Genomic DNA, 22,322 nt, shown 5'->3' with positions numbered 1-22,322 from the left:
TGCCTTCGCGGCGCCCCTCGGGTCGCTCGCAAAGATCGGTCGGGGAGTAGCTCAGCCTGGTAGAGCACTGTCTTCGGGAGGCAGGGGCCGGAGGTTCGAATCCTCTCTCCCCGACCAGTTTCTTTTGCAATCAACACCCCTTGTAAGCCGCGCGCGGAACACCTAGATTGGTGTCACGCCGCTGTGGTTTTCCCCCTTTCCATTGCGGCGAGTGCCCTGCCGAGAGGCGTGGGCGCGTCCTCCCTGGACCCTGGCCACCTCGTACTTCGGTACGGGGTGGTTTTTTTATTCGGCGGCTTCGGCCTGCGCCGCACCGGGCCACGCCGTCGCGAGATCGGCCAGCAGGGCGCGGAACCATTCGGCGAGCGGCGCGATTCGCGGGAGGTCGGGCGACCGGTCACGCCGCAGATACAGACTGCGATCGATCTCGATCTGAACCGCATGCACCCCTTGTTCGGGGCGACCGTGCGTCCGCACGATATGGCCGCCGGCATAGGGCTGGTTAAGCGACACGGGAACGCCCAGCGCTTCGGCCGCGGCAACGACGCGGTCGACCAGCCAGGCGTCGGCGGTGTCGCCGAATCGGTCGCCGATGACGACGCGCGCGCCATGCCCCGCCTGCCCGACGGGAATCGACGGCATGCTGTGCAGATCGATCAGGATCGCGTGCCCGAAGCGTCTCCGCGCCGATTCGAGCGCCTGCGCCAGCGCCTCGTGAAAAGGCCGGTGCAGCGAATCGAGGCGCCAGGCGAGCGCAGCGCGATCGACCGGTTTTTTCCACAAGGGGCCGACGTCGGCGAGCCGCGTCGGCACGACCCCCAGACCGGCGCGTTCCTTGCGCCCCGGCGCCGAAAATTGCGCCCGCAGCGCGGGGGCGACCTCGCCGGGTGCCATCTGCCCCTCGCCGCGGTTGCAGTCGGCGACGGCGCGCGCCCACAGCGCCTGCACCCGCGTTGCGCCCGCTTCGCCCGCGCGCGCGGCGATCAGGTCGGACCAGCTGTCTTCGAGGCGTTCGAGATCCGCTGGAGCCGCGCGGGCGGCCGCCAGGATTTCGGGTGGATAGATACGTCCGGCATGCGCGAGCGAAACCACCAGCGGCGACGCCGCGACGGCGGGCCGGTCGACGGCAATAGCGGCGGAAAAGTTACTGTTGCGCGGCATCGGCAAGGGGTGGCAAAATTCGGGCAGAGAATCCAGCGCGGCCTGAATTTGTTAAGTTTGTCGCGCTATGAGACGGTTTCGATACGATGCGCGGGGCCGAGAGCCAAGGCTGCCGCGGGACCAGGGGGCTGTACCAGGCATGATTCGCATATTGCTGGCCGAAGACGATGATGTGATGCGCGAGTATCTTGCGCGCGCGCTCACCAGCGCGGGCTATCACGTCACGTCGGTCGATCGCGGCACCGCGGCGGTGCCGCTGATCGATTCGGGAACCTTCGACCTGCTATTGTCGGACATCGTCATGCCCGAGATGGACGGGATCGAACTCGCCCAGCACACCGCGCGGGTCGCGCCGCAGACGCAGGTGATGTTCATCACCGGCTTCGCCGCGGTATCGCTGCGCGCCGAGGAAAATGTACCGCAGGCCAAGCTGCTGTCGAAGCCCTTTCACCTCAAGGATCTGGTGCGCGAGGTCGACAGCCTGTTCGGCCGCGCCGACCGGTCGAACCAACAATAAAGCCCCCGATCGACGCGAAGGGCTTGCCAAGCCGCGCGGAGGTGATTAGGGGCCGCGTCACCCCAAGGGATGGGCGTGTAGCTCAGTGGTAGAGCACTGTGTTGACATCGCAGGGGTCGCAAGTTCAATCCTTGCCACGCCCACCATTCAAAAGCCCCGGGAACCGACAGGTCCCCGGGGCTTTTTGCATCGCGGCGCCCGGTGGCCCGCCCCCGTCAGGACCAGCTGCGCACCAGCGCCTCGGCCGTCGCGTCGATCGCCCCCGGCTCGGCATCGCCGACCAGCGCGTAGGACATGTCGCCGCGCCGCCAGTAGGCAACCGACTGCGCCCCCTCGCGGATCGCGTCGGGGCGCTCGGGAGCGCCGGTCCGGTCACGCAGCGCGAAGAGCGACAGCGAATCGCCGCCGCGCGTCCGGACCGCGACCAGCAGTGCGGGTCCCTTCCCCGTCGGAAAAAGCTGGACGTCGGTGATTCGCCAGCCGCTGGGCACGCTGGGCAGCGCGATCGCCGTGCTCGCCTCGATCTCGCGCGCGTCGAATTGCGGCATTTCGACCTGTGACGCCATGGTCGCACGCATCTGCGCAACGCGATGCGAGGTCAGCGCATAATCGACATAGCCCGGCGGCTCGCGCATATCGACGACCAGCACGCCCGCCAGCATCGCCGCCGCCGCCATTCCACCGGCGGGCATCCAGCGCCGCCAGCGCGGCTTGCGCGGCTGCAACCGCTGCATCAGCCTCGCCTGCTCCCCGGGCACCGCTCGCTTGTCGCGGGCGAGCAGGCGCAGCGCATTCCGCACGCCGAGGTCGCCCATCACCCGCGCGGCAAGTTCGGGATGGCCGCGAAGATAATCCTCGACGGCGAATCGCCCCTCGAGATCGAGCTGTCCGTCGACATAGGCGTCGATTTCCATCTCGCTAGGCACTCTCGTCATCATATCCTCCCACCAGGCGCAGCGGCGGTGCGGCCGCGCCTTCATCTCTCGCCCGCCGCAGCGCCGCACGCGCGCGCGCCACCCGCGACATCACCGTTCCGACGGGCACGTCGAGCAAGGTCGCGCATTCCTGATAGCTGAAGCCCTCGACGGCGGTCAGATGAAGCGCCGTGCGATGATGGTCGGGCAAGGCGGCAAAGCCGCGCACAATCTCGCCCAGCCGCACATGATGCTCCTGCGGCGCGTCGGCCTGCTCGACCAGCGTTTCGGCGAAGCGGTCGTTGCGGCGCATTTCGGCTGCCTTGCGCCGCGTTCCCGATATGAAGACATTGTGGACGATCGCGAGCAGCCAGTGCCGCCGGCTGCGTTCGGGCCGAAAAGTCTCCTGCCGCTCGATGGCCCGGAGCAGCGCGTCCTGCACGACATCGTCGGCGTCCTGCACATCGCGCGCCAGTGCGCGCGCATAGCGGCGCATCGCGGCGAGATCGTCCGCCATGTCCCGGTCGTCGGGGCGCCGGGAATCCGTGTCGCGGTCACCGTCCATCAGGCGACTTTAGCGAGTTCTGCCGGCCTGTCGCCCGTGTGCAGGCGATCGTAGACCGTCGCCACCGCATCCAGCACCGCGCCCCAGTCGTAACGAAGCGCCGCGGCACGCGCGGCGTGGCCGAGCCGCACCCGTGCCGCGGGGCGATCGCTCAGCGCCCGCGCGGCGGCGGCAAAGGCGCGAATATCGCCCGGGGGCACGAGCATGCCGGTTTTTCCGTCCGCGATCAGCGACGCGGCGCTGGGGACATCGGCCGACAGGACGGCGAGCCCGGCGGCCATCGCCTCCAGATTGACGTTGCCGAACGCCTCGGTGACGCTGGGGTTGATCAGGAGGTCGGCGCTCGCGACGGCGCGGCCGAGTTCGGCGCCCTCGAGCAGCCCGAGGAAGGTCACATTGGGCAGCCGCCGCGCCAGCCAGTCGCGCGCGGGGCCGTCGCCGACGACCATCGGCCGCACGGCGTGGCCGCTATCGCGCAGCGCCGCGATCGTGTCGGCAAAGACCGCGAGCCCCTTTTCGAGCACCAGCCGCCCGAAAAACAGCGGCACGATATCGTCGGGGGCATAACCGAGGCTCGCGCGGAAGGCGTCGTCGCGGCGCGCGGGATCGAAGGCGCGATGGTCCACCCCCCGCGACCAGAGCGACACCCTGCCGTCGCCATGACGCCCCGCCATCTCCGCCACGATCGGCGGCGTCGGGGCGAGGATATGGTCGCTGTCGCCATAGAAGCGGTCGAGATAGGCCTCCACCGGCGCGCGGAGAAAACCCAGCCGGTAATAGTCGAGGTAGGTTTCGAAGCGGGTGTGCAGGCTGGCGACCACGGGGATGCCCGCCTGCCGCGCGGCCTTCTGCGCCTGTCGCCCCAGAATGTCGGGCGCCGAGAGGTGGACGATGTCGGGCGCGAAGGCCGCCATGTCGCGCTGCGCGGTACGGGTGAAGCCGAGCGCCAGCCGGTATTCGGGGCGGCCGGGAATGGCGGCCGAGCGCACCGAATGCACGTCGCCCACCGATGCGAAGGCCTTTTGCGGCGCCGTCGGCGAATAGATGCGCACCTCGGCGCCCACCCGCTCGAGCAGGTGGCCGACAAGCCGGTTCAGCGCGCGATTGGCGCCGTCGCGCACGCAGTCGTAATTGCCCGAAAAGAGCGCGACGCGCAGCGGGCGCGCCCGGCCGGGCCGGCGGGCGGCGGGAAAGGGCGCGAGATTGGAGGGGGAGAGAAAGGTCGTCATGCCCCGCATACGCGGCACGACGCCTGTCTATTCCCTCCCGCGCCTCAATTCCGTCGGTGTCAGGCCATCCCGCGCGCCAGATCGCCGCGCGAGGCGTCGCCGATCTGGCTGCCGCCGTCGCAGTCGAGGATCGTGCCGGTGATATAGCCCGCCGCGGGCGAGCACAGGAACACCGCCGATTCGGCGACCTCGCCGATCTCGCCCCAGCGCTTCATCGCGATGCGGTCGAAATGCGCCTGGCGCGTCGCGGCGTCGGGTGCGAGGCGCGCCATGCCCTCGGTGCCCGCGATCGGGCCGGGCGAGATGCCGTTGACGCGCACCTCGGGGCCCCATTCGAGCGCGAGCACGCGGACCAGCTGGTTGATCCCGGCCTTCGCCGCGCAGGCGTGCGCCTGCAGCGCCGAGGCGTTGATCGCCTGCCCCGCGGTGATCGCGATCAGCGACGCGCCGGGGCGGTTGAGCAGGTTGTGGCAGCCGCGAAAGACGTTGAAGGTGCCGTTGAGGTCGATGTCGACAACGGTGCGGAACGCGTTCGCCGACATGCCGAGCACCGGCGCGAGGAAATTACCCGCGGCGCCCGAGACGACGATGTCCATCGGGCCGAACCGGTCGGCGACCGTCTCCATCACCCCGCGAATCGCGGCATAGTCGCGCACGTCGCCCGACAGGCCGATCGCGTCGTGGCCGATCTCGGCGGCGGCGCGCTGCGCCTTGTCGGGGTCGCGCCCGGCGACGGCGACCTTCGCACCCAGTTCGGCAAAACGCCTGGCGATCCCGAGGTTGATGCCGCTGGTCCCCCCGGCAACGAAAGCGGTCTTGCCCGCCAGCAAATTGTCGCGAAACGCACTCGTCATAGTCTTCTCCCTCCGGGCTTTCTTGGTTCCGCCTCCGCGCACGGGGTTGACGGAATGGAATCGGTGGCCTTTTGAAACGCGACAAGACAGCAAGGATCAGGACATGGCAAGCGGCCCCACCTCGAACAGCTTCATCTCGCAGCGCCTGAAGCTCCACTATGCCGATTGGGGCAACGCCGATGCCCCGCCGCTTTTGCTGGTCCACGGCGGGCGCGATCACTGCCGCAGCTGGGACTGGGTCGCCGAACGGCTGGCCGACCGCTACCATATCATCGCCCCCGACCTGCGCGGCCACGGCGACAGCGCCTGGTCGCCCGACGGCAATTACGAGATGGGTGCCTTCGTCTACGATCTCGCGCAGCTCGTCCACCAGCTCGACCTCGCGCCGGTCACGATCGTTTCGCATTCGATGGGCGGCAATATCTCGACGCGCTACACCGGCCTGTTCCCCGACAAGGTGAAGAAGCTGGTGTCGATCGAGGGGCTGGGCCCCTCGCCCGCGGTGCAGGAAGAACGCAGCGCGACCCCGTTCGACGAACGCATGCGCCAGTGGATCGCCGACAAGCGCCAGGCTGCGGGGCGCCAGCCAAAGCGCTATGCGACGCTCGATGATGCGCTCGCGCGTATGGTCGCGGAAAACAGCTATCTGACCCCCGAGCAGGCCCGCCACCTGACGACCCACGGCATCAACCGCAACGAGGATGGCAGCTGGAGCTGGAAGTTCGACAATTATCTGAACATCTGGACCATCTTCGACATGCCGCAGGACGAGCTGCACAAATTATGGTCGAGCATCACCTGCCCGACGCTCTTGCTCTACGGCGCCGACAGCTGGGCCTCGAACCCCGAAAAGGACGGACGCATCCGCCATTTCAGCAATGCGCAGGTGATCGAGTTTGAAAATGCCGGTCACTGGCTGCACCACGACCAGTTCGAGCGGTTCATGTCCACGCTAGAGAATTTCCTCTAGACCGGTCGCCGGTGGCGCGCTGCGGCGCGCGGTGAGGCGGCGGCATGGGATATTCAGGGCGACTACCAGCAGGGCAACGCGCGATGGCGGGCACCGCCGCGCTGGTCGTGGCGCTGGCGGTCGGCATCGGGCTGGTCAACGGACTCGACCTCGCGGTGGTGCGCAAGGCCGGCGAAGCGATCAGCGCCTTTGCCCTGCCCGCCCCGCCGCCCGAACCGCAGGTCGTCGCGGAAAACAAGCCTTCGCAAGCAGCCACCGGCCGCGCATCGGCCGCCAACCGGCGCGCCAGCCCCGCCCCCGTCGAAGCCCCCAAACCCCTCGTCCCTCCCGTGAAACCGCCGCCGGTTGCAGCCGCGCCCAAGGCCGGAAGCGGCAGCGACGCGTCGGCGGGCGCCGCGCCGGTCGCGGGACCGGGGACCGGCGCGGGCGGGCGCGGCGACGGTTTCGGTGCGGGCGGCACGGGAAGCGGAACCGGCGGCGGCACCCGCCCCGTCTGGCGCAGCGGCGCAATCGCCGATCGCGATTATCCGAAGGCCGCCAGCCGCGCGAAGATCGGGGGCGACGTCGAGGTACGTTTCCGGATCGAAGCGACGGGACGCGTCACCCGTTGCCGCGTGACCCGGTCGAGCGGCGACACCGCGCTCGATGCGACGACTTGCCGCCTGATCGAGGAGCGCTTCCGCTTCAAGCCCGCGACCAACGCCGGAGGCGAGGCGATCGCCAGCGACTATGGCTGGCGCCAGAGCTGGTGGCTCGAACGCCGCTGACCGCCGTACCGCGATGGCGAATTGTAACAGCGGGCGGTGACAATATGCGAATGATTATCAATATGCATTGACAGTGCGAACGACTCTCAATAGCGGCGCGATCAACCAAACCAGATAGGGGGTTATCGTGAAACCATCGACGTCCGCTTCGTTCCTCGCACTCTCCTGCGTCGGTAGCCTGATCAGCGCCCCGGCGCTCGCCGCCGAAGCCGATGCCGCACAGGACGCCCCCGGCGGTCGCGCCGACATCGTCGTGTCGGGCACCCTCGCGACCGAGGTCGAATCGCCCAAATCGACCGCCCCGATCGTCGATACGCCGCAGACCGTCACCGTGGTGTCGCAGGAACGAATCCGCCAGCAGAACCTGCTCACGCTGCGCGACGCGCTCTCGACGATCCCGGGCATCACCTTTGGCGCCGGCGAAGGCGGCGGCGGCTATGGCGATTCGATCAACCTGCGCGGCTATTCCGCCAACAACGACCTGACCGTCGACGGGGTGCGCGACAGCGCGCAGTACAGCCGCACCGACCCCTTCAACCTGCAGCAGATCGAAGTCTACAACGGCGCAAATTCGGTCTTCAACGGATCGGGCAGCGTCGGCGGCACGATCAACCTCGTCAGCAAGATCCCCTTCGCGCGCAACGCGACGACGGTGCAGGCAGCGATCGGCACCGACAATTATTACCGCGGCTCGATCGACAGCAACTGGCGCGTCAGCGACCTGATCGCGGTGCGCCTCAACGCGATGTACCATGAAAACGACGTCCCCGGCCGCGACGTCGAATCCTACCAGCGCTGGGGCGTCGCGCCGTCGATCACGATCGGCGTCGACAGCGACACCAGCCTGACGCTCGCCTATATCCACCAGAGCGACGACAACACCCCGATCTATGGCGTGCCCTTCTTCCTCAGCGGCGCGAACGACGGTCCGTTGCCCGGCGTCGACGACAGCGACTATTTCGGCATCGTCAACCTCGACAAGCAGAAGACCAGGGTCGACCGCCTGACCGCGACCTTCCGTCACGCCTTCAGCGACAATGTGTCGATCCGCAACCTGACCCGCTGGCAGCGCGTCGGCCAGTACAGCCAGACGAGCGCGCCGCAGGGCGCCTTCTGCCTCGCCAACGGACTGCAGCCGGTCGGCGCACTCCCGGATTCGACCACCGGCAAGCCCTGCGAACCGGGCATGAACACCCCGGGCTTCTATTATCCTTCCGGTCCGCGCGGGCTCGTCCGCGATCAAGTCAACGACCTGCTCCACAACCAGACCGACCTGACGATCCTGAGCGGCAGCAAGGGCGGCCTTTTCAACACGCTGGTCATCGGCGCTTCGGCGACGCAGGAAGATTATTCGATCGAGAATGCCCAGTTGCTGCGCAACCCCGGCGGCGCATTGCCGAACCCGGCGCAGCCGCCGATCAGCCTATCGAACCCGGACACCGTCTGGACCGGCCCGGTCAATTATGTGCGCACCGGGAACAGCTATGGCGACACCCGCAACCTCGCCATCTATGCGTTCGACACGCTCGAAATCTCGCCGATGTTCGAAGTGAACGCCGGGGTCCGTTATGAAAATGTGCGCACCGTCTTCCGCGCCGACACGGTGACGACACCTGCGGCAGGCGCGACTTACGCCCGCGGCGCCGAGCAGATCAGCGACGAGAATCTCTTTTCCTATCGCTTTGGCGCGGTGTTCCACCCCGTGGAGAATGTCAGCCTCTATGCCGCCTATGGCAATGCAAAGACGCCGACTTCGGCCACGGTCCGCGCGGGTTGCGGTCTTCCCGCTGCAGCGCCGGGTGCGGCCGACCCGTGTGCGGTCGCGCCCGAAAAGGCCCGCACCTTCGAAGTCGGTGCCAAGGCGGAGTTGATGAACAAGAAGCTGCTGCTGACCGCCGCGCTGTTCCGCAACGAGCGAACCAATTTCCGTACCCCGTCGAACGATCCGGCGGCACCCAACTCGCTGCAGGTCCTCGACGGCAAGTCGCGCGTCGATGGACTCGCGCTCGGCATCACCGGCAATGTGACCCCCGAATGGGCTATCTTCGCCAACTACACCTATCTCGACAGCGAGGTGCGCCAGAGCGTTTCCGACTTCTGTCTCGCGAACCCCGGGCCGATCCTGCCGACGCCACCGGCGACCGCGATCACCAATCCCTGCGCGAACAGCGTCGCGATCCCCGATCCGCAACGCGGCGACCGGTTGATCCAGACCCCGAAGCATTCGGGTAGCCTGTTCACCACCTATGTCTTCCCGTTCGGGCTGCAGATCGGCTACGGCCTGACCTATCAGGGCAAGTTCGCAACCAACCAGCGCAACCTGCTGCAGCGCACGCAGTTCATGGTCGACGATTATCTGATCCACCGCGCCTTCGTGTCGTACGACTTCAAAAACGGCCTGGTGGCCCAGCTCAACGTCAGCAACCTGACGAACGAGGATTATTACACCGGCGTGCGCAACAACGTGGGCGCCGCAACCACGGCAGCGAACGGCACCGTCTCGGGCGGCGCCGTCACCGGCGGCTGGGCCACCCCGGGCGACGCGCGCTCGGCGGTGTTCAGCCTCTTCTACAACTTCTGATCGGCAAAGGGCGGGCGCGGCGCATTGCCGTTCCCGCCCTATTCGTCCTAGAAGCACCGCATGATCCGCATCATCCCCGACGTGCTCGACGCCGACGGCGTCGCGAAACTGCGTGCCGTCCTCGACGCCGCGTCGTGGGTCGACGGCAACGAGACGTCGGGCCCGCAGGCCGCGCTCGCCAAGCGCAACGAACAGCTTCCCGAATTCGGCGATGCCGCCGCCGAGGCGGGGCGGATGGTGCTCGACGCGCTGGGCCGTATCCCGCTGTTCATGGCCGCCGCGCTGCCGCTCAAAATCTATCCGCCCTATTTCAACCGCTACGCCGGGGGCAGCCATTTCGGCGATCATATCGACAATGCGATCCGCATGCGCCGCGGCGGCGACTTTCGCATGCGCAGCGACCTGTCGGCGACGCTCTTCCTGTCCGATCCGGGCAGCTACGAAGGCGGCGGGCTGGTCATCGAGGGCATGTCCGAAGCCCCCGGCATCAAGCTGCCCGCCGGGCACCTGATCCTCTATCCCTCGACCACCGTCCATCGCGTCGAGCCGGTCACTGCGGGCGTCCGCGTTGCCAGCTTCATGTGGATCCAGTCGATGGTGCGCGATCAGGGGCAGCGCGACCTGCTGTTCGACCTCGACATGGGGGTTCAGGGCACCGCGGCGCGGCTCGGACAGGGCGACCCGGCGGTCGTGCGCCTGACCGGGGTCTATCACAATCTGCTGCGACGCTGGGCCGACGCCTAAGCCTGCACCCTGAAAACCGTAGCCCTGAGATCAATCGAGCATCGCCGACCACGCGCGCGACACATGTTCGCGGCCATTCGCCAGCACGCACGCCGCAAGGTCGCGTTCGTCGGCCAGCGCGATCCCCGCTTCCGCTCCCAGCACCGTCAGCGCGGTCGCCCAGCCGTCGGCCAGCATGCACTGGCGATGCAGCACGGTCACCGAGCGCACGCCATTGGCGATCGGGTGCCCCGTGCGCGGGTCGAAACTGTGCGAATAATGCCGGTCGCCGACGGTCATACCGCGGCGATAATCACCCGAAGTCGCGACCGACAGATCGTGGAGCGCAACGCGCCACGGCGCGCCGGGCCACGACGGCGGCACTTCGACATCGACCCACCAGGGCTGGCCGTCGGGGCGGATGCCTTCGCCGCGGAGTTCGCCGCCGACTTCGATCAGGAAGTGGCGCACGCCGCTCGCGAGCAGCCGTTCGGCCGCCAGATCGACGCCATAGCCCTTGGCGATGCCCGAGAGGTCGAGCAGCGCGTCCGAAGTGCGGCGGATGCGCGCGGCGGTGGGATCATATTCGATGGCCCGGTTTCCCGCTCCCTTCGCGGGCGCCGCGGGAAGCATCGGGACCGGACCGGCGCTGCCGAAGCCCCACGCCTCGGTCGCGGCACCGAGACAGGGGTCGAAGGCCCCTCCGCTGGCAGCCGCGATGTCGAGCGCGGCCGCGACGACGGCGGCGAATTCGGGCGGGATGGCGTGCCATGCGCCCACCGGCGCACGGTTAAAGCGCGACAGGTCGGACGCGGCCTCCCACTGGCTCATCTGAGCCACGACGCGGTCGAGCGCTGCCTGGACGCGCGCGGCGGTCCCCGGCGGCGGCGCCACCGCGTGCAGGGACCAACTGGTCCCCATCGTTTCCCCGGTAAAGCTCTCGACGATCGCCCCGGCGTCGCGCCCCGCAAATGCGGCGGGCGTAAGCGCGCGGGGGATCAGGATACGGTCGGTCAGGGCGCCAGCACTTCCAGCGTCGTGACATAGCTCGCGCGGCGGCGCGGCGGGGCGTCGGCGGGCGGCGGACCTTCGCCCTCGCCCTCGACCTGCGGCGTCGTGACGTTCAGCCAGTACATGCCGGCTTCGGGCAAGGTCAGCTCGACCTTGCCGTCGACACCGGTCCGGGTGTCGATCTGGCCGAGCTGGTCGCGATAGCGGATGCCGCCGGGAATGACGGTGATCGGCAGGTCGGCGGTCGGCTTGCCGTCGAGCAGGAACTGGAAGGTGATCGTCTCGCCCGCGAACAGGTCGTTCGGATGCGTCACCGGGACCAGCTCGATGCCCTTGCCGGTCGGCTTGAACAGCGTGTCGGTCGGCTCGCCCACGGTCACGAAAATCTCGTTGCGATTGTTCGATTCGGCGGTCCGCACATTGGTCGCGCCCGCCGGAATGCGCTCGGCGAGGTTGGCGGTCGTCGTCCCGCGCGGCAGGCGCTCGGTCTTGCCACCCAGATCATAGCTGCCCATCACGCCGTCGACCGCCGAGGCGATCTTCCACGTGCCCTTCTGCGTCAGGTGGACGTCGAAGGTGCTGCGATAGCGCCCGGTCGCCTTGTTCTCGATCGGCGCTTCGCTGCCGTCGGGCGCCCACGCCTTCACCGCGTCGAGGCGCAGCGGCTGGTGTTCGAAATAGAAGAGATCGTTCGACACCGCGGCATCGACCGTCACCCAGACGTCGTCGCCCGACAGCACGGTCGACGACGGCAGCATCCACTGCCGGTGCGCGCTGGCCGGAACCGCGACCATCGCCGCGAGGACGGCCGTTGCCGCGAGACCCCAAAATTGCTTCTTCATCGCCCTGCCCTTTCTGTGCGTCAGCGGAACGAGACCGAGACGGCCCCGAGTTCGGTCTTGCCCGCGGCCTTGCCGCCGGCGCCGGCCCTCGCGGGCCAGCTGAAGGGAATGCGGAGCAGTTCGCGTCCGCCGACTTCGCGCGACGCCTCGATCACCAGCACATATTCGCCGGGCGCCGTCGCGCCGAGCTGCGCGCGCGAGAAGCTGATCCTGTGCGTGCCCGGCGCGCGCGTCGCGCCGGTGATGCCGTTCGCGGGAAAGGTCAGCGTCCGCCCCGAAACGCGCCACCACTGGCGCACGTCGCGCAGCCATTTGGTGCCCTCGTTCGCCTTCATGTCATGGTCGTACCAGACCGCGACGGTTTTCGGCTTCGCCCCCGCCTTTTCGACCCAGAAGGCGACGTAGGGCTTGTGATATTCGGCGACCTTGAGGCGCGGAATATTGACCGTGACGTCCATCGTCGCGGGCGCGGCAGCGAGCACCGGAACGGCAAGCGCCGCGCCGATCGAAGTGCCGATCGCGAGCGTGCGAATGGGAGCCTGCATGAAAACCTCCTAGTGGATGAAGACGATGGCGATGGCCGCCGGGATCGCGAGCCCCGCACCGACGAGCGGCCAGGTGCTCTTGCGCTTGGCCGCGTGCAGCCACAGCAGGAACAGCCCGGTGACCGCGAAGATCAGGCAGGCGAAGGAAAAGACGTCGATGAACAGGCTCCACTCGCCGCCCGAGTTGCGGCCCTTGTGGAGATCGTTGAGGTAGGATATCCAGCCGCGGTCGGTGATTTCGGCGCTCGCCGCGCCGGTCGCGCGATCGATCGCGACCCACGCATCGCCGCCGGGGCGCGCCGCGGGCAGATAGACTTCATCGGCCGACCATTCGGCCTCGGCGCGGGCGCGCACGGGGAAATTCGCCTCGACCCATTCGGCGACCGGGGGCGGCAGCACCGCCTTGCCGTTGGCGGGCTCGGCCCCGGCGAGCTGACCGAGCAGCGCGGGCGACATCTGCGCCGTTTTCTCGCTGACGACGGGCGAGCCCTCGATATCCGCGGCGTGGTTGAGCGTGAAGCCGGTGATCGCGAAGAGCACGAGCCCGATCAGGCTGATCGCCGAGCTCATCCAGTGCCACATGTGCAACTGCTTGAGCCAAAAGGCCTTGCGGCTCTTCTTCTTGCTGGCGACCGGGCGGGGAGACGTGGGTGCGTGCATCGAGACGTTCTGACTGGAGGACTGACGCCGCCACTATCGAGAACGATTCTCAATTACAACAATTAATCCCGCATTTCCGTTCGCCCGCTCACGCTTTGTTACAATCGCGCCTCACAGGCTCGGCAGGTCGAGCCCCTTTTCGCGCGCGCAGTCGATCGCGATGTCGTAGCCCGCGTCGGCGTGGCGCATGACGCCGGTGCCGGGGTCGTTCCACAGCACACGTTCGAGCCGCTTCGCCGCTTCGGGCGTGCCGTCGGCGACGATCACCATGCCGCTGTGCTGCGAATAGCCCATGCCGACGCCGCCGCCGTGATGGAGCGACACCCACGTCGCGCCGCTCGCGGTGTTGAGCAGGGCGTTGAGCAGCGGCCAGTCGGACACCGCGTCGGAGCCGTCGCGCATCGCTTCGGTCTCGCGGTTCGGACTCGCGACCGAACCCGAATCGAGATGGTCGCGGCCGATCACGACGGGCGCCTTGAGCTCGCCCGAGGCGACCATTTCATTGAACGCGAGGCCCAGCCGGTGGCGATCGCCGAGCCCGACCCAGCAGATGCGCGCGGGCAGGCCCTGAAACTTGATCTTCTCGCGCGCCATGTCGAGCCAGTTGTGAAGATGCGCATTGTCGGGGAGCAACTCCTTCACCTTGGCATCGGTCTTGTAGATGTCCTCGGGATCGCCCGACAGTGCCGCCCAGCGGAACGGCCCGATGCCGCGGCAGAAGAGCGGGCGGACATAGGCGGGGACGAAACCGGGGAAGTCGAAAGCATTCTCGACCCCCTCGTCCTTCGCCATCTGGCGGATGTTGTTGCCATAGTCGGTCGTCGGCACGCCCGCCGCCTGCAGGTCGAGCATCGCCTGAACATGCACCGCCATCGACGCCTTGGCCGCCTTGGCAACCGCCGCAGGATCGCTCTCGCGCTTCGCGAACCATTCGTCGAGGGTCCAGCCGGCGGGGAGATAGCCATTGACCGGGTCATGCGCCGAGGTCTGGTCGGTGAGCAGATCGGGGCGGATGCCGCGACGCACCATCTCGGGCAGGATTTCGGCGGCATTGCCGAGCAGACCGACCGAAATCGCCCTGCCATCGGCATGGCTGGCCTCGATCATCGCGATCGCCTCGTCGATGCTTCCCGCCTGCTTGTCGAGATAGCCGGTGCGCAGGCGCATTTCGATGCGGCTCGGCTGGCACTCGATCGCAAGGCAGCTCGCGCCCGCCATCACCGCGGCGAGCGGCTGCGCGCCGCCCATGCCGCCGAGGCCGGCGGTGAGCAGCCAGCGGCCCGACAGGTCGCCGCCATAATGCTGGCGCCCCATCTCAACGAAGGTTTCGTAGGTGCCCTGAACGATGCCCTGGCTGCCGATGTAGATCCAGCTGCCCGCGGTCATCTGACCGTACATCATCAGGCCCTTTTTATCGAGCTCGTGGAAATGCTCCCAATTCGCCCATTCGGGAACGAGGTTCGAATTGGCGAGCAACACGCGCGGAGCATTTTCGTGGGTGCGGAAGACGCCGACGGGCTTGCCCGACTGGATGAGCAGGGTTTCGTCGCCCTCGAGCCGTTTCAGCGTCTCGACGATCCGGTCATAGCTTTCCCAGTCGCGTGCGGCGCGGCCGATGCCGCCATAGACGACCAGCTCGTGCGGCGCCTCGGCGACATCGGGATGGAGGTTGTTCATCAGCATCCGCATCGGCGCTTCGGTCAGCCAGCTTTTCGCGCTGATCTCGGGGCCGGTCGCCGGGCGGATCACGCGGCTGTTGTCGAGGCGGGTGGTCATGAGTGTCCTTTCGCAAAATCGAGCGTCGCGGCGATCAGCTGTTCGAGGACAGGCCGGATCGCGGGGTCGGGGTCGAGGGGGGATGGCCAGCTGGCGGGGGTGATCGCGCCCGGCTCGGCCATATAGCCGCGCTGTGCCAGTTCCATCTGGATCGCGTGAAAGCCATCGTCGGGACGGCCATAATGGCGCGTGGTCCAGCCGCCCTTGAAGCGACCGTTGACGGCATGGCTGTGGCCGCTCGCGGCGCAGATGTTCGCGATCACGGTTTCGAGTTCCGGGGCCGAGGTCGTGCCGCCGTTGGTGCCGATATTGAACTGCGGCAGTTCACCGTCGAACAGCCGCGGCACGTGGCTGCGGATCGAGTGCGCGTCGTAGAGCACCACCCGGCCATGCATGGCTTTCAGCCGGTCGAGTTCGGCCGCCAGCGCCTCGTGATAGGGACGGTGATAGAGGTTGAGCCGCTGTGTGATCGATGCCTCGTCGGGCTCGCCAAAGCGATAGAGCGGCTCACCATCGAAGGTGGTCGTCGGGCAGAGTTCGGTCGTCGCCTGCCCCGGATAGAGCGACGCGCCGGAGGGATCGCGGTTCATGTCGATGACGCTGCGCGAAATGTCGGTCGCGACCAACGTCGCGCCAAGACCGGCCGCGAAGGCGTAGAGATCGGCGATCCACCAGTCGGTATCGATCTGCGCGTGCCAGGGCGAGACGAACTGGTCGCCAAACCCCGCCAGATCGGTTCCCCCGTGCGGAAAGGCGATGACGAGCGGCGCATCGCCGCGCTCGACGCGCAGCCAGCTCATGCCGCAAGGCCGGGCAGGTCCCCGACGAGATCGACCAGTTTTCCGGTGCGGACCATCGCCTGCGCCGCCGCGATATCGGGCGCCATGTGGCGATCCTCGTCGAGCGTCGGCACCTCGGCGCGCAACATCGCGCGGACGCGTTCGACCGCTTCGCTCGACTTGAGCCCGGCGTGGAAGTCACACCCCTGCCCCGCCGCGAGCAATTCGATCGCCAACACCGCGTCGACGTTCGCCGCCATCTCGGCCAGACGCCGTGCGCCATGCGCCGCCATCGACACATGGTCCTCCTGGTTCGCCGAGGTCGGGATCGAATCGACGCTGGCGGGATAGGCGCGCTGCTTGTTCTCCGACACCAAGGCCGCGGCGGTGACCTGCGGGATCATGAAGCCCGAGTTGAGCCCCGGCTTCGCAACGAGGAAGGCGGGCAAACCCGACAGCGCCGGATCGACGAGCATCGCGGTGCGGCGTTCGGACAGGCTGCCGATCTCGCACAGCGCCATGGCGATCATGTCGGCGGCGAAAGCTACGGGTTCGGCGTGGAAATTGCCGCCCGACAGCGCTTCGTCGGTGTCAGGGAAGATCAGCGGATTGTCCGAGACGCCATTGGCCTCGACCAGCAGCGTCGCCGCCGCCTGCCGCAACAGGTCGAGCGCGGCGCCCATCACCTGCGGCTGGCAGCGCAGGCAATAGGGGTCCTGCACGCGCACGTCGCCGAGGATGTGGCTCGCGCGGATTTCGGACCCCGTCATCAGCTTTGCGAGCGCGGCGGCGGTCTCGATCTGCCCCTTGTGCCCGCGCAGCGCGTGGATGCGCGGATCGAAGGGCGTATCGGACCCCTTGGCCGCCTCGGTCGAGAGGATGCCGGTGACGAGCGCGCTGCGGTGGAGGCGTTCGGCTTCGAAAAGTCCGGCGAGCGCATAGGCGGTCGAGAATTGCGTGCCGTTGAGCAGCGCCAGACCTTCCTTCGGCCCGAGGGTCAGTGGCGCGAGCCCCGCATCGGCCAGCGCCCGTGCCGCGGCCACGCGCTCACCCGCGACCCAGATCTCGCCGACGCCGATCATCGCCGCCGCCATGTGCGACAGCGGCGCGAGGTCACCCGAAGCGCCGACCGAACCCTGCGCGGGAACGACCGGGGTCAGTCCCTTGTCGAGCATCGCCTCGAGCATCGCGATCGTCGCCGGACGCACCCCCGACCCACCGCGCGCGAGGCTCGCGAGCTTGAGCGCCATCATCAACCGCGCGACGGGCACCGGCATCGGCTCACCCACCCCCGCGGCGTGGCTGAGCACGATATTGCGCTGGAGCGTTTCCAGATCGTCCGCCTCGATGCGCACCGCCGCCAGCTTTCCGAAGCCGGTGTTGATGCCATAGACCGCCTCGTCGCGCGCGAGGATGCGCTCCACCGCCGCCGCGCTCGCAGCGATGGCGGCGCGGCACTCGGGCGCAAGGCGAACCGCGCCGCCGCGATAGATGTCGCGCCATTCGGCGAGGCTCACCGATCCGGGATTCAATTGCATAGTCCGTCCTTGATGCGCGCGTGAAGCGGGTTGAAGCCGATGCGGTAGACAAGCTCGGCGGGTTCGCTGGTGTTCCAGATGGCGAGGTCGGCGGCCTTGCCGACTTCGAGCGTGCCGATGTCGGCCTGCAAACCGAGCGCGCGCGCCGCGTTGACCGTGACCGCGCGCAGGCATTCGGTGACCGACAGGCCGAACAGCGTCGCACCCATGTTGAGCATCAGCAGCAGCGAGGTCGTCGGCGAGGTGCCGGGATTGCAATCGCTCGCGAGCGCGATCGGCACCCCGGCCTCGCGCAGGGCCTGCACCGGCGGCTTGTGCGTCTCGCGCATGAAATAATAGGCGCCCGGAAGCAGCACCGCGACGGTGCCCGCACCGGCCATCGCCGCGATATCGGCCGCGTCGATATGTTCGAGATGATCGGCCGACAGCGCCCCGTAGGAGGCGGCGAGGCTGGCGCCCGCGAGGTGCGAGAGCTGTTCGGCGTGGAGCTTGACCGGCAGGCCCGCCGCGCGCGCGGCGTCAAAAACGCGCGCAATCTGCTGCGGCGTGAAGCCGATGCCCTCGCAGAAACCGTCGACCGCATCGGCGAGCCCCGCTGCTGCGGGAATGATCGCGTCGCAGACCAGGTCGACATAGGCGTCGGGATCGTCGCGATATTCGGGGGGCACCGCATGCGCGGCGAGCAAGGTCGTCGCGACACGCACATCGCGCGCTTCGCCGAGCGCGCGGGCGGCGCGCAGCATCTTGAGCTCGTCGTCGACCGTCAGTCCGTAACCCGACTTGATCTCGATCGTCGTCACCCCCTCGGCGAGCAGCGCGTCGAGCCGCGGCAGCGCGCTTTCGACCAGTTCGCCCTCGGACATCGCGCGCGTCGCGCGCATCGTCGAGACGATGCCGCCGCCCGCGCGAGCGATCTCCTCATAGGTCGCACCTTCGAGCCGCATCGCCCATTCGTTGGCGCGACTGCCGCCGTGGACGAGGTGCGTGTGGCAGTCGATCAGACCGGGGGTAATCAGCCGCCCCGCGCAGTCGATGACCTCGGCGGCACCCGGCGCCGCGCCGGCATCGCCCACCCACGCGATCCGCCCCGCGCGCGCACCGATCGCGCCGCACTCGATCAGTCCCAGGCCGTCGCCGGTCAGCGTCGCGATTCGGGCATTGGTCCAGATTCGATCCATGCTCCTAACTTGCCTGCTTCGATTATTATGTCTAGACATAATCGGACAAGATGAAGGGAGCGAGGCATGACGGCACTCTGGTTCGAACGGGCATTGCTGGCGGAAGGATGGGCGCGCGACGTGCGCGTGGCGATCGACGCGGGCCGCATTTCGGCCGTGGAAGCCGACGTCCCGCCGCAGCCCGGCGACGAACGCCACGCGATCGGCCTGCCCGGCCTCGCCAACCTCCATTGCCACGGTTTCCAGCGCGGCATGGCGGGCCTCTCCGAAACGCGCGGACGCCCCGACGATGATTTCTGGAGCTGGCGCGAGATCATGTACCGCTTTCTCGACCGGCTCACGCCCGACGACATCGCCGCGATCAATGCGCTCGCCTTTGTCGAAATGATGGAAAGCGGGTTCACCCGCGTCGCCGAATTCCATTATCTCCACAACGATGCCGACGGGCGCCGCTACGCCGACCCCGCCGAGACCGCGGGCGCGGTGGTCGCGGCGTCGGCCGAGAGCGGCATCGGCCTCACCCTCCTCCCCGTCTTCTACGCCCACGGCGATTTCGGCGGCACGCCCCCCGCACCGGGGCAGCGACGTTTCCTGTCCGATGTCGACAGCTTCGCGGCGCTCGTCGAGGCGAGCCGCGCCAAGCTGCCCGCCGACGCCACCTTCGGCATCGCGCCGCACTCGCTGCGCGCGGTGACCGCGGAGGAACTGGCGGCGATCGTCCCGCTCGCGGGCGATGGCCCCATCCACATCCACGCCGCCGAACAGCGGCGCGAAGTCGAAGCGTCGCTGGCGTGGAGCGGCCAGTGTCCGGTCGAATGGCTGCTCAACCACGCCGATATCGACGCGCGCTGGTGCCTCGTCCACGCGACGCACCTCACCGAAAGCGAATGCGACCGCCTCGCGGCGAGCGGCGCGGTCGCAGGACTCTGTCCGGTGACCGAAGCCAATCTGGGCGACGGCATCTTTCCCGCCGACCGCTATCTGGCAAAGGGCGGCATGCTCGGCATCGGCACCGATTCGAATATCCTCATCGACCCCGCGGGCGAACTGCGCGCGCTCGAATATAGCCAGCGGCTGCGCGAGCGCCGCCGCGCGATGCTCGGCAGCGACGCGATCCCGTCGATCGGCGAGCGGCTGTTCCGCGAAGCGCTCGCCGGCGGCGCGCGCGCGACGCGCGCGGGCACAGGCATCGCGGCCGGCGAGCCCGCCGACCTGTTCAGCCTCGATGCCGAAGACCCCATGTTCGCGGGGACCGACAGCGCGACGCTATTCGATCGCTGGATCTTCGGCGCGCGGACACCGGTGGTGGACTGCGTCTGGCGCGGCGGCCGCAAATGGGTCGAAGGCGGCCGCCACGTCGCGCGCGACGACGTCGCCGAACGCTACAAGGCGGTGCTGCGCGGCCTGCTCGCATGAGTTTCGAGGCGGATATCCGGGTCGCGATCGAAAGCGATATCCGCGCTGGCACGCTGCGCCCGGGCGACAAGCTGCCGTCGGAGCACGAGCTGGCGGCGCTCCATGGCTGTTCGCGCGCGACGGTCAGCAAGGCGATGGGCGCGCTGCACCGCGCCGGGCTGATCGAACGGCGGCGCAAGGCGGGAAGCTTCGTCGCCGACCAGCACGTCCATTCGGCGGTGCTCGAGGTCCCCGATCTCGCGCGGCTGATCGCGGCGCGCGGACAGGAGTATCGCTGGAAACGGCGCGAGCGGCGACAGGCGGGTGCCGACCTGCACATCGAGGGGCTCCACTATGAAGGCGGCACCGCGCTGGCGCTCGAAATACGCAGCATCGCGACCGCGACCGTGCCCGACGCCGCCGCCGAACCCTTTCTCGACGTCGCGCCCGGCACCTGGCTGCTCGCGCATATCCCGTGGACCTCGGCGCGGCACCGCATATCGGCGGCGGGCGCCAGCCCCGCCGAGGCGCGCGCGCTCGGCGTTCCACCGGGCACCGCGTGCCTGATCCTCGAACGCAGCACCTGGCGCGCCGACGAGCCGGTGACCACCGTGCGCCAGGTCTTCCGCGGCGACATGTTCGACATGGTCGCGCATTTCGAACCCAGCCTCGGCTGAATATCCGCGCCGCGGTACGGCGCAGGCACATCGTTTTCGCCGCCGGGCACAATCGCCGGGCTGTCCGCGCGCGCGCCGGCTGCTAGCGTCGCCGCCCGTGACCGGCCGTGCCCGACCCGCGCATCAGATGCGGGGGACGCGTCCTCGTCATTCCGGCGCAACTCGTGTACCGGACCATGTCGGACACAGGTTGCCGGATCGTGACACGGTCGTGCGGCGGCGAGCGAGAGGAATGTTCATGGCGTCCAAGCATGTGGTGATCGTCTCGCGCGAGATGACGAGCTTCGTCGGCGGCGGACGCTGCGACGCGACGCGCGTGCCGCCCGACGCGCTTCTGCTCGGTTTCGGCGGGGTCCAGGAACCGGTCGTGAGCACGCTGACGCCGCATGAATTCGGCGCCGGCGCCGAAGAGCATCTGCTGGTGTTCGCGGTGACGCGCGCGGCATGCGTCCGCCTGTTCGGCGAGCTGCCCGACCCCGCGGCGCGCTGGTATCTTCCGTCCGACCTGCGCGCGCTCGGCCAGTCGATCGTCGCACCCGACAGCGAACCCGCCGCCGCCGACATGCTGCGCCTCGCGCGCTCGATCGAACTGCTCTGCCAATTTTTCGCGGCGCTGCGCGCGGGGCGCATGGTCCCCGTCGATGCGCAGCCCAGCCTGAGCGAAAGCGACGTCGCGCGCGTCGCCGCGGCGCGCCGCATCGTCGACGAACGCTGGCACGAAAAACTGACGATCGACGACATCGCGCGCAGTTGCGGCCTCAATCGCGACAAGCTGACGCGCGGTTTTCGCGAGCTGTACAGCTGCACCGTCGCCGAGGCGCTGAGCGAGCGGCGGCTGCGGCAGGCGCGCGAACTGCTTGCCGCGAGCGATCTTCCCGTCGCCAGCATTGGCTATCGCTGCGGCTACCTCAACAACGCCAGCTTCACGCGCGCCTTCTCGCGCCGTTTCGGCATGGCGCCGACCGCGATGCGCCGCGTCGGTATCGCGGCGTGACCGCGATCACGGCCGCCGGCTGAACGCACCGGACCGGCAAGGCGCCGCCCGTCAGCGACGGATGGTGCCGGCGTGCTAGGTGCCACCGCGCCGCCCGCGCCCGGGGATGTGGCTGAGCACGCTCCGCATCGCGAGGCTCGAATGGATGCGGGCCACGCCGGGCAGCCGCGACAGGATATTCTTGTGAATCGCCTCATAGGCCGCGGCGCTCGTCGCCGAGGCCCGGAGCAGATAATCGGCGTCGCCGGTCATCAGATAGCATTCCTCGATCTCGGGATATTGTCGCACCGCGGCCTCGAACCGGTTGAGATAGGCCTCGGTCTGGCGTTCGAGACTGATCCGCACGATCGCGATTACGCTGCCTTCCTCAGGCGCAGCGACGATGGCGGTATAGCCGCGGATCACGCCGCGCGCCTCGAGGTTGCCGACCCGCCGCAGGCAGGCCGAAGGCGAAAGCCCGACCTCGGCCGCAAGTTGGCTGTTCGGCATCCGGGCGTTGAGGCGCAGGAGCCTGACGATGTTCCGGTCGATCGAATCCATGGCGCAATATCATTCTGTTTTCTGTGATGATGATTGCACGTATCATCAACAATCGCGCGATAACATCATCGTTCGATCAAAAAATGCGAACGATATTCTGCTAAGT

At 68.3% G+C, this 22,322-nt stretch carries 22 protein-coding genes and 2 tRNA genes; 10 read left to right on the top strand and 14 right to left on the bottom strand.

Annotation, left to right across the window (positions count from 1 at the left end; all coding sequences use genetic code 11):
* The first annotated feature begins 40 nt into the window (after positions 1 to 40).
* A tRNA-Pro gene (locus tag EAO27_RS07765) sits at positions 41 to 117 on the top strand.
* Positions 118 to 285: 168 nt separating this feature from the next.
* On the opposite strand, the gene EAO27_RS07760 is transcribed toward EAO27_RS07765, so the two are convergent.
* A complete protein-coding gene (locus tag EAO27_RS07760) occupies positions 286 to 1,161 on the bottom strand; it encodes an N-formylglutamate amidohydrolase (RefSeq protein ID WP_242779207.1) in 876 nt (291 codons plus the stop codon).
* A 139-nt stretch (positions 1,162 to 1,300) separates the two neighbouring features.
* On the opposite strand from EAO27_RS07760, the gene EAO27_RS07755 reads away from it, so the two are divergent.
* On the top strand, positions 1,301 to 1,678 hold the full coding sequence (locus tag EAO27_RS07755; protein ID WP_242779204.1) for a response regulator: 378 nt from the start codon (positions 1,301 to 1,303) through the stop codon (positions 1,676 to 1,678).
* 71 nt (positions 1,679 to 1,749) lie between these two features.
* Positions 1,750 to 1,824, top strand: a tRNA-Val gene (locus tag EAO27_RS07750).
* Positions 1,825 to 1,893: 69 nt separating this feature from the next.
* Here the strand turns inward: EAO27_RS07750 and EAO27_RS07745 are convergent.
* The 4 genes from EAO27_RS07745 to EAO27_RS07730 are packed head-to-tail and all read right to left on the bottom strand — an operon-like array spanning position 1,894 to position 5,240.
* Positions 1,894 to 2,613, bottom strand: a complete 720-nt coding sequence (locus tag EAO27_RS07745) for an anti-sigma factor (protein WP_242780495.1) — start codon at positions 2,611 to 2,613, stop codon at positions 1,894 to 1,896.
* Complete coding sequence (locus tag EAO27_RS07740) at positions 2,597 to 3,157, bottom strand: sigma-70 family RNA polymerase sigma factor (protein WP_242779201.1); 561 nt, start codon at positions 3,155 to 3,157, stop codon at positions 2,597 to 2,599. The genes EAO27_RS07745 and EAO27_RS07740 overlap by 17 nt, the downstream gene beginning before the upstream one ends.
* On the bottom strand, positions 3,157 to 4,395 hold the full coding sequence (locus tag EAO27_RS07735) for a glycosyltransferase family 1 protein (RefSeq protein WP_242780493.1): 1,239 nt from the start codon (positions 4,393 to 4,395) through the stop codon (positions 3,157 to 3,159). The genes EAO27_RS07740 and EAO27_RS07735 overlap by 1 nt, the downstream gene beginning before the upstream one ends.
* Positions 4,396 to 4,445: 50 nt before the next feature.
* Positions 4,446 to 5,240, bottom strand: a complete 795-nt coding sequence (locus EAO27_RS07730) for an SDR family oxidoreductase (RefSeq protein ID WP_242779198.1) — start codon at positions 5,238 to 5,240, stop codon at positions 4,446 to 4,448.
* A gap of 103 nt (positions 5,241 to 5,343) precedes the next feature.
* Here EAO27_RS07730 and EAO27_RS07725 point away from each other — a divergent pair, with 103 nt between their 5' ends.
* From EAO27_RS07725 to EAO27_RS07710, 4 genes are all read left to right on the top strand, one after another.
* Positions 5,344 to 6,210, top strand: a complete 867-nt coding sequence (locus EAO27_RS07725) for an alpha/beta hydrolase (RefSeq protein WP_242779195.1) — start codon at positions 5,344 to 5,346, stop codon at positions 6,208 to 6,210.
* An 83-nt stretch (positions 6,211 to 6,293) separates the two neighbouring features.
* On the top strand, positions 6,294 to 6,977 hold the full coding sequence (locus tag EAO27_RS07720) for an energy transducer TonB (RefSeq protein WP_242779192.1): 684 nt from the start codon (positions 6,294 to 6,296) through the stop codon (positions 6,975 to 6,977).
* 127 nt (positions 6,978 to 7,104) lie between these two features.
* Complete coding sequence (locus EAO27_RS07715) at positions 7,105 to 9,558, top strand: TonB-dependent receptor (protein WP_242779189.1); 2,454 nt, start codon at positions 7,105 to 7,107, stop codon at positions 9,556 to 9,558.
* A gap of 60 nt (positions 9,559 to 9,618) precedes the next feature.
* Positions 9,619 to 10,302: a Fe2+-dependent dioxygenase gene (locus tag EAO27_RS07710; protein WP_242779186.1), complete on the top strand. Its 684-nt coding sequence runs from the start codon at positions 9,619 to 9,621 to the stop codon at positions 10,300 to 10,302.
* A gap of 30 nt (positions 10,303 to 10,332) precedes the next feature.
* On the opposite strand, the gene EAO27_RS07705 is transcribed toward EAO27_RS07710, so the two are convergent.
* The 8 genes from EAO27_RS07705 to hutI all read right to left on the bottom strand — a co-directional run bounded on the left by EAO27_RS07705 (position 10,333) and on the right by hutI (position 18,610).
* Positions 10,333 to 11,202 (bottom strand): FAD:protein FMN transferase, encoded by an 870-nt coding sequence (locus EAO27_RS07705; protein WP_242779182.1) that lies wholly within the window; start codon positions 11,200 to 11,202, stop codon positions 10,333 to 10,335.
* 92 nt (positions 11,203 to 11,294) lie between these two features.
* A complete protein-coding gene (locus tag EAO27_RS07700; RefSeq protein WP_242779177.1) occupies positions 11,295 to 12,134 on the bottom strand; it encodes a DUF4198 domain-containing protein in 840 nt (279 codons plus the stop codon).
* A gap of 20 nt (positions 12,135 to 12,154) precedes the next feature.
* Entirely contained in the window at positions 12,155 to 12,679 is a 525-nt protein-coding gene (locus tag EAO27_RS07695) for a DUF2271 domain-containing protein (protein ID WP_242779174.1), read from the bottom strand.
* A 9-nt stretch (positions 12,680 to 12,688) separates the two neighbouring features.
* Positions 12,689 to 13,339 (bottom strand): PepSY-associated TM helix domain-containing protein, encoded by a 651-nt coding sequence (locus EAO27_RS07690; protein WP_242779171.1) that lies wholly within the window; start codon positions 13,337 to 13,339, stop codon positions 12,689 to 12,691.
* Positions 13,340 to 13,450: 111 nt separating this feature from the next.
* The gene (gene hutU / locus EAO27_RS07685) at positions 13,451 to 15,115 is read right to left on the bottom strand and encodes a urocanate hydratase (protein WP_242779168.1); all 1,665 of its coding nucleotides are present in this window, start codon (positions 15,113 to 15,115) and stop codon (positions 13,451 to 13,453) included.
* A complete protein-coding gene (hutG, locus tag EAO27_RS07680; protein ID WP_242779165.1) occupies positions 15,112 to 15,915 on the bottom strand; it encodes an N-formylglutamate deformylase in 804 nt (267 codons plus the stop codon). The genes hutU and hutG overlap by 4 nt, the downstream gene beginning before the upstream one ends.
* Positions 15,912 to 17,432, bottom strand: a complete 1,521-nt coding sequence (gene hutH / locus EAO27_RS07675; protein WP_242779162.1) for a histidine ammonia-lyase — start codon at positions 17,430 to 17,432, stop codon at positions 15,912 to 15,914. The genes hutG and hutH overlap by 4 nt, the downstream gene beginning before the upstream one ends.
* Positions 17,423 to 18,610, bottom strand: coding sequence for an imidazolonepropionase (gene hutI, locus EAO27_RS07670; protein WP_242779159.1), 1,188 nt, complete (start codon positions 18,608 to 18,610; stop codon positions 17,423 to 17,425). The genes hutH and hutI overlap by 10 nt, the downstream gene beginning before the upstream one ends.
* A 66-nt stretch (positions 18,611 to 18,676) precedes the next feature.
* On the opposite strand from hutI, the gene EAO27_RS07665 reads away from it, so the two are divergent.
* The 3 genes from EAO27_RS07665 (at position 18,677) to EAO27_RS07655 (ending at position 21,676) form a co-directional block, all read left to right on the top strand.
* Positions 18,677 to 20,026 (top strand): formimidoylglutamate deiminase, encoded by a 1,350-nt coding sequence (locus tag EAO27_RS07665; protein WP_242779156.1) that lies wholly within the window; start codon positions 18,677 to 18,679, stop codon positions 20,024 to 20,026.
* Positions 20,023 to 20,682, top strand: a complete 660-nt coding sequence (locus tag EAO27_RS07660; protein ID WP_242779153.1) for a UTRA domain-containing protein — start codon at positions 20,023 to 20,025, stop codon at positions 20,680 to 20,682. The genes EAO27_RS07665 and EAO27_RS07660 overlap by 4 nt, the downstream gene beginning before the upstream one ends.
* A 238-nt stretch (positions 20,683 to 20,920) precedes the next feature.
* Positions 20,921 to 21,676, top strand: a complete 756-nt coding sequence (locus EAO27_RS07655; protein ID WP_242779150.1) for an AraC family transcriptional regulator — start codon at positions 20,921 to 20,923, stop codon at positions 21,674 to 21,676.
* Positions 21,677 to 21,751: 75 nt separating this feature from the next.
* Here the strand turns inward: EAO27_RS07655 and EAO27_RS07650 are convergent, their stop codons facing one another.
* Positions 21,752 to 22,216 (bottom strand): Lrp/AsnC family transcriptional regulator, encoded by a 465-nt coding sequence (locus EAO27_RS07650; RefSeq protein ID WP_242779147.1) that lies wholly within the window; start codon positions 22,214 to 22,216, stop codon positions 21,752 to 21,754.
* Positions 22,217 to 22,322 lie beyond the last annotated feature (106 nt).

Source organism: Sphingopyxis sp. YF1 (assembly GCF_022701295.1).
GTDB lineage: Bacteria > Pseudomonadota > Alphaproteobacteria > Sphingomonadales > Sphingomonadaceae > Sphingopyxis.
Note: the sequence above shows the minus strand (reverse complement) of the source record. Positions and strands in the feature narration are given on the sequence as shown.

Bases quoted from the DNA above. Each gene is read 5' to 3' on its own strand.
- EAO27_RS07760 (WP_242779207.1), bottom strand. From the start codon at position 1,161: ATGCCGCGCAACAGTAACTTTTCCGCCGCTATTGCCGTCGACCGGCCC.
- EAO27_RS07755 (WP_242779204.1), top strand. From the start codon at position 1,301: ATGATTCGCATATTGCTGGCCGAAGACGATGATGTGATGCGCGAGTAT.
- EAO27_RS07745 (WP_242780495.1), bottom strand. From the start codon at position 2,613: ATGACGAGAGTGCCTAGCGAGATGGAAATCGACGCCTATGTCGACGGA.
- EAO27_RS07740 (WP_242779201.1), bottom strand. From the start codon at position 3,157: ATGGACGGTGACCGCGACACGGATTCCCGGCGCCCCGACGACCGGGAC.
- EAO27_RS07735 (WP_242780493.1), bottom strand. From the start codon at position 4,395: ATGCGGGGCATGACGACCTTTCTCTCCCCCTCCAATCTCGCGCCCTTT.
- EAO27_RS07730 (WP_242779198.1), bottom strand. From the start codon at position 5,240: ATGACGAGTGCGTTTCGCGACAATTTGCTGGCGGGCAAGACCGCTTTC.
- EAO27_RS07725 (WP_242779195.1), top strand. From the start codon at position 5,344: ATGGCAAGCGGCCCCACCTCGAACAGCTTCATCTCGCAGCGCCTGAAG.
- EAO27_RS07720 (WP_242779192.1), top strand. From the start codon at position 6,294: ATGGCGGGCACCGCCGCGCTGGTCGTGGCGCTGGCGGTCGGCATCGGG.
- EAO27_RS07710 (WP_242779186.1), top strand. From the start codon at position 9,619: ATGATCCGCATCATCCCCGACGTGCTCGACGCCGACGGCGTCGCGAAA.
- EAO27_RS07705 (WP_242779182.1), bottom strand. From the start codon at position 11,202: ATGGGGACCAGTTGGTCCCTGCACGCGGTGGCGCCGCCGCCGGGGACC.
- EAO27_RS07700 (WP_242779177.1), bottom strand. From the start codon at position 12,134: ATGAAGAAGCAATTTTGGGGTCTCGCGGCAACGGCCGTCCTCGCGGCG.
- EAO27_RS07695 (WP_242779174.1), bottom strand. From the start codon at position 12,679: ATGCAGGCTCCCATTCGCACGCTCGCGATCGGCACTTCGATCGGCGCG.
- EAO27_RS07690 (WP_242779171.1), bottom strand. From the start codon at position 13,339: ATGCACGCACCCACGTCTCCCCGCCCGGTCGCCAGCAAGAAGAAGAGC.
- hutU (WP_242779168.1), bottom strand. From the start codon at position 15,115: ATGACCACCCGCCTCGACAACAGCCGCGTGATCCGCCCGGCGACCGGC.
- hutG (WP_242779165.1), bottom strand. From the start codon at position 15,915: ATGAGCTGGCTGCGCGTCGAGCGCGGCGATGCGCCGCTCGTCATCGCC.
- hutH (WP_242779162.1), bottom strand. From the start codon at position 17,432: ATGCAATTGAATCCCGGATCGGTGAGCCTCGCCGAATGGCGCGACATC.
- hutI (WP_242779159.1), bottom strand. From the start codon at position 18,610: ATGGATCGAATCTGGACCAATGCCCGAATCGCGACGCTGACCGGCGAC.
- EAO27_RS07665 (WP_242779156.1), top strand. From the start codon at position 18,677: ATGACGGCACTCTGGTTCGAACGGGCATTGCTGGCGGAAGGATGGGCG.
- EAO27_RS07660 (WP_242779153.1), top strand. From the start codon at position 20,023: ATGAGTTTCGAGGCGGATATCCGGGTCGCGATCGAAAGCGATATCCGC.
- EAO27_RS07655 (WP_242779150.1), top strand. From the start codon at position 20,921: ATGGCGTCCAAGCATGTGGTGATCGTCTCGCGCGAGATGACGAGCTTC.
- EAO27_RS07650 (WP_242779147.1), bottom strand. From the start codon at position 22,216: ATGGATTCGATCGACCGGAACATCGTCAGGCTCCTGCGCCTCAACGCC.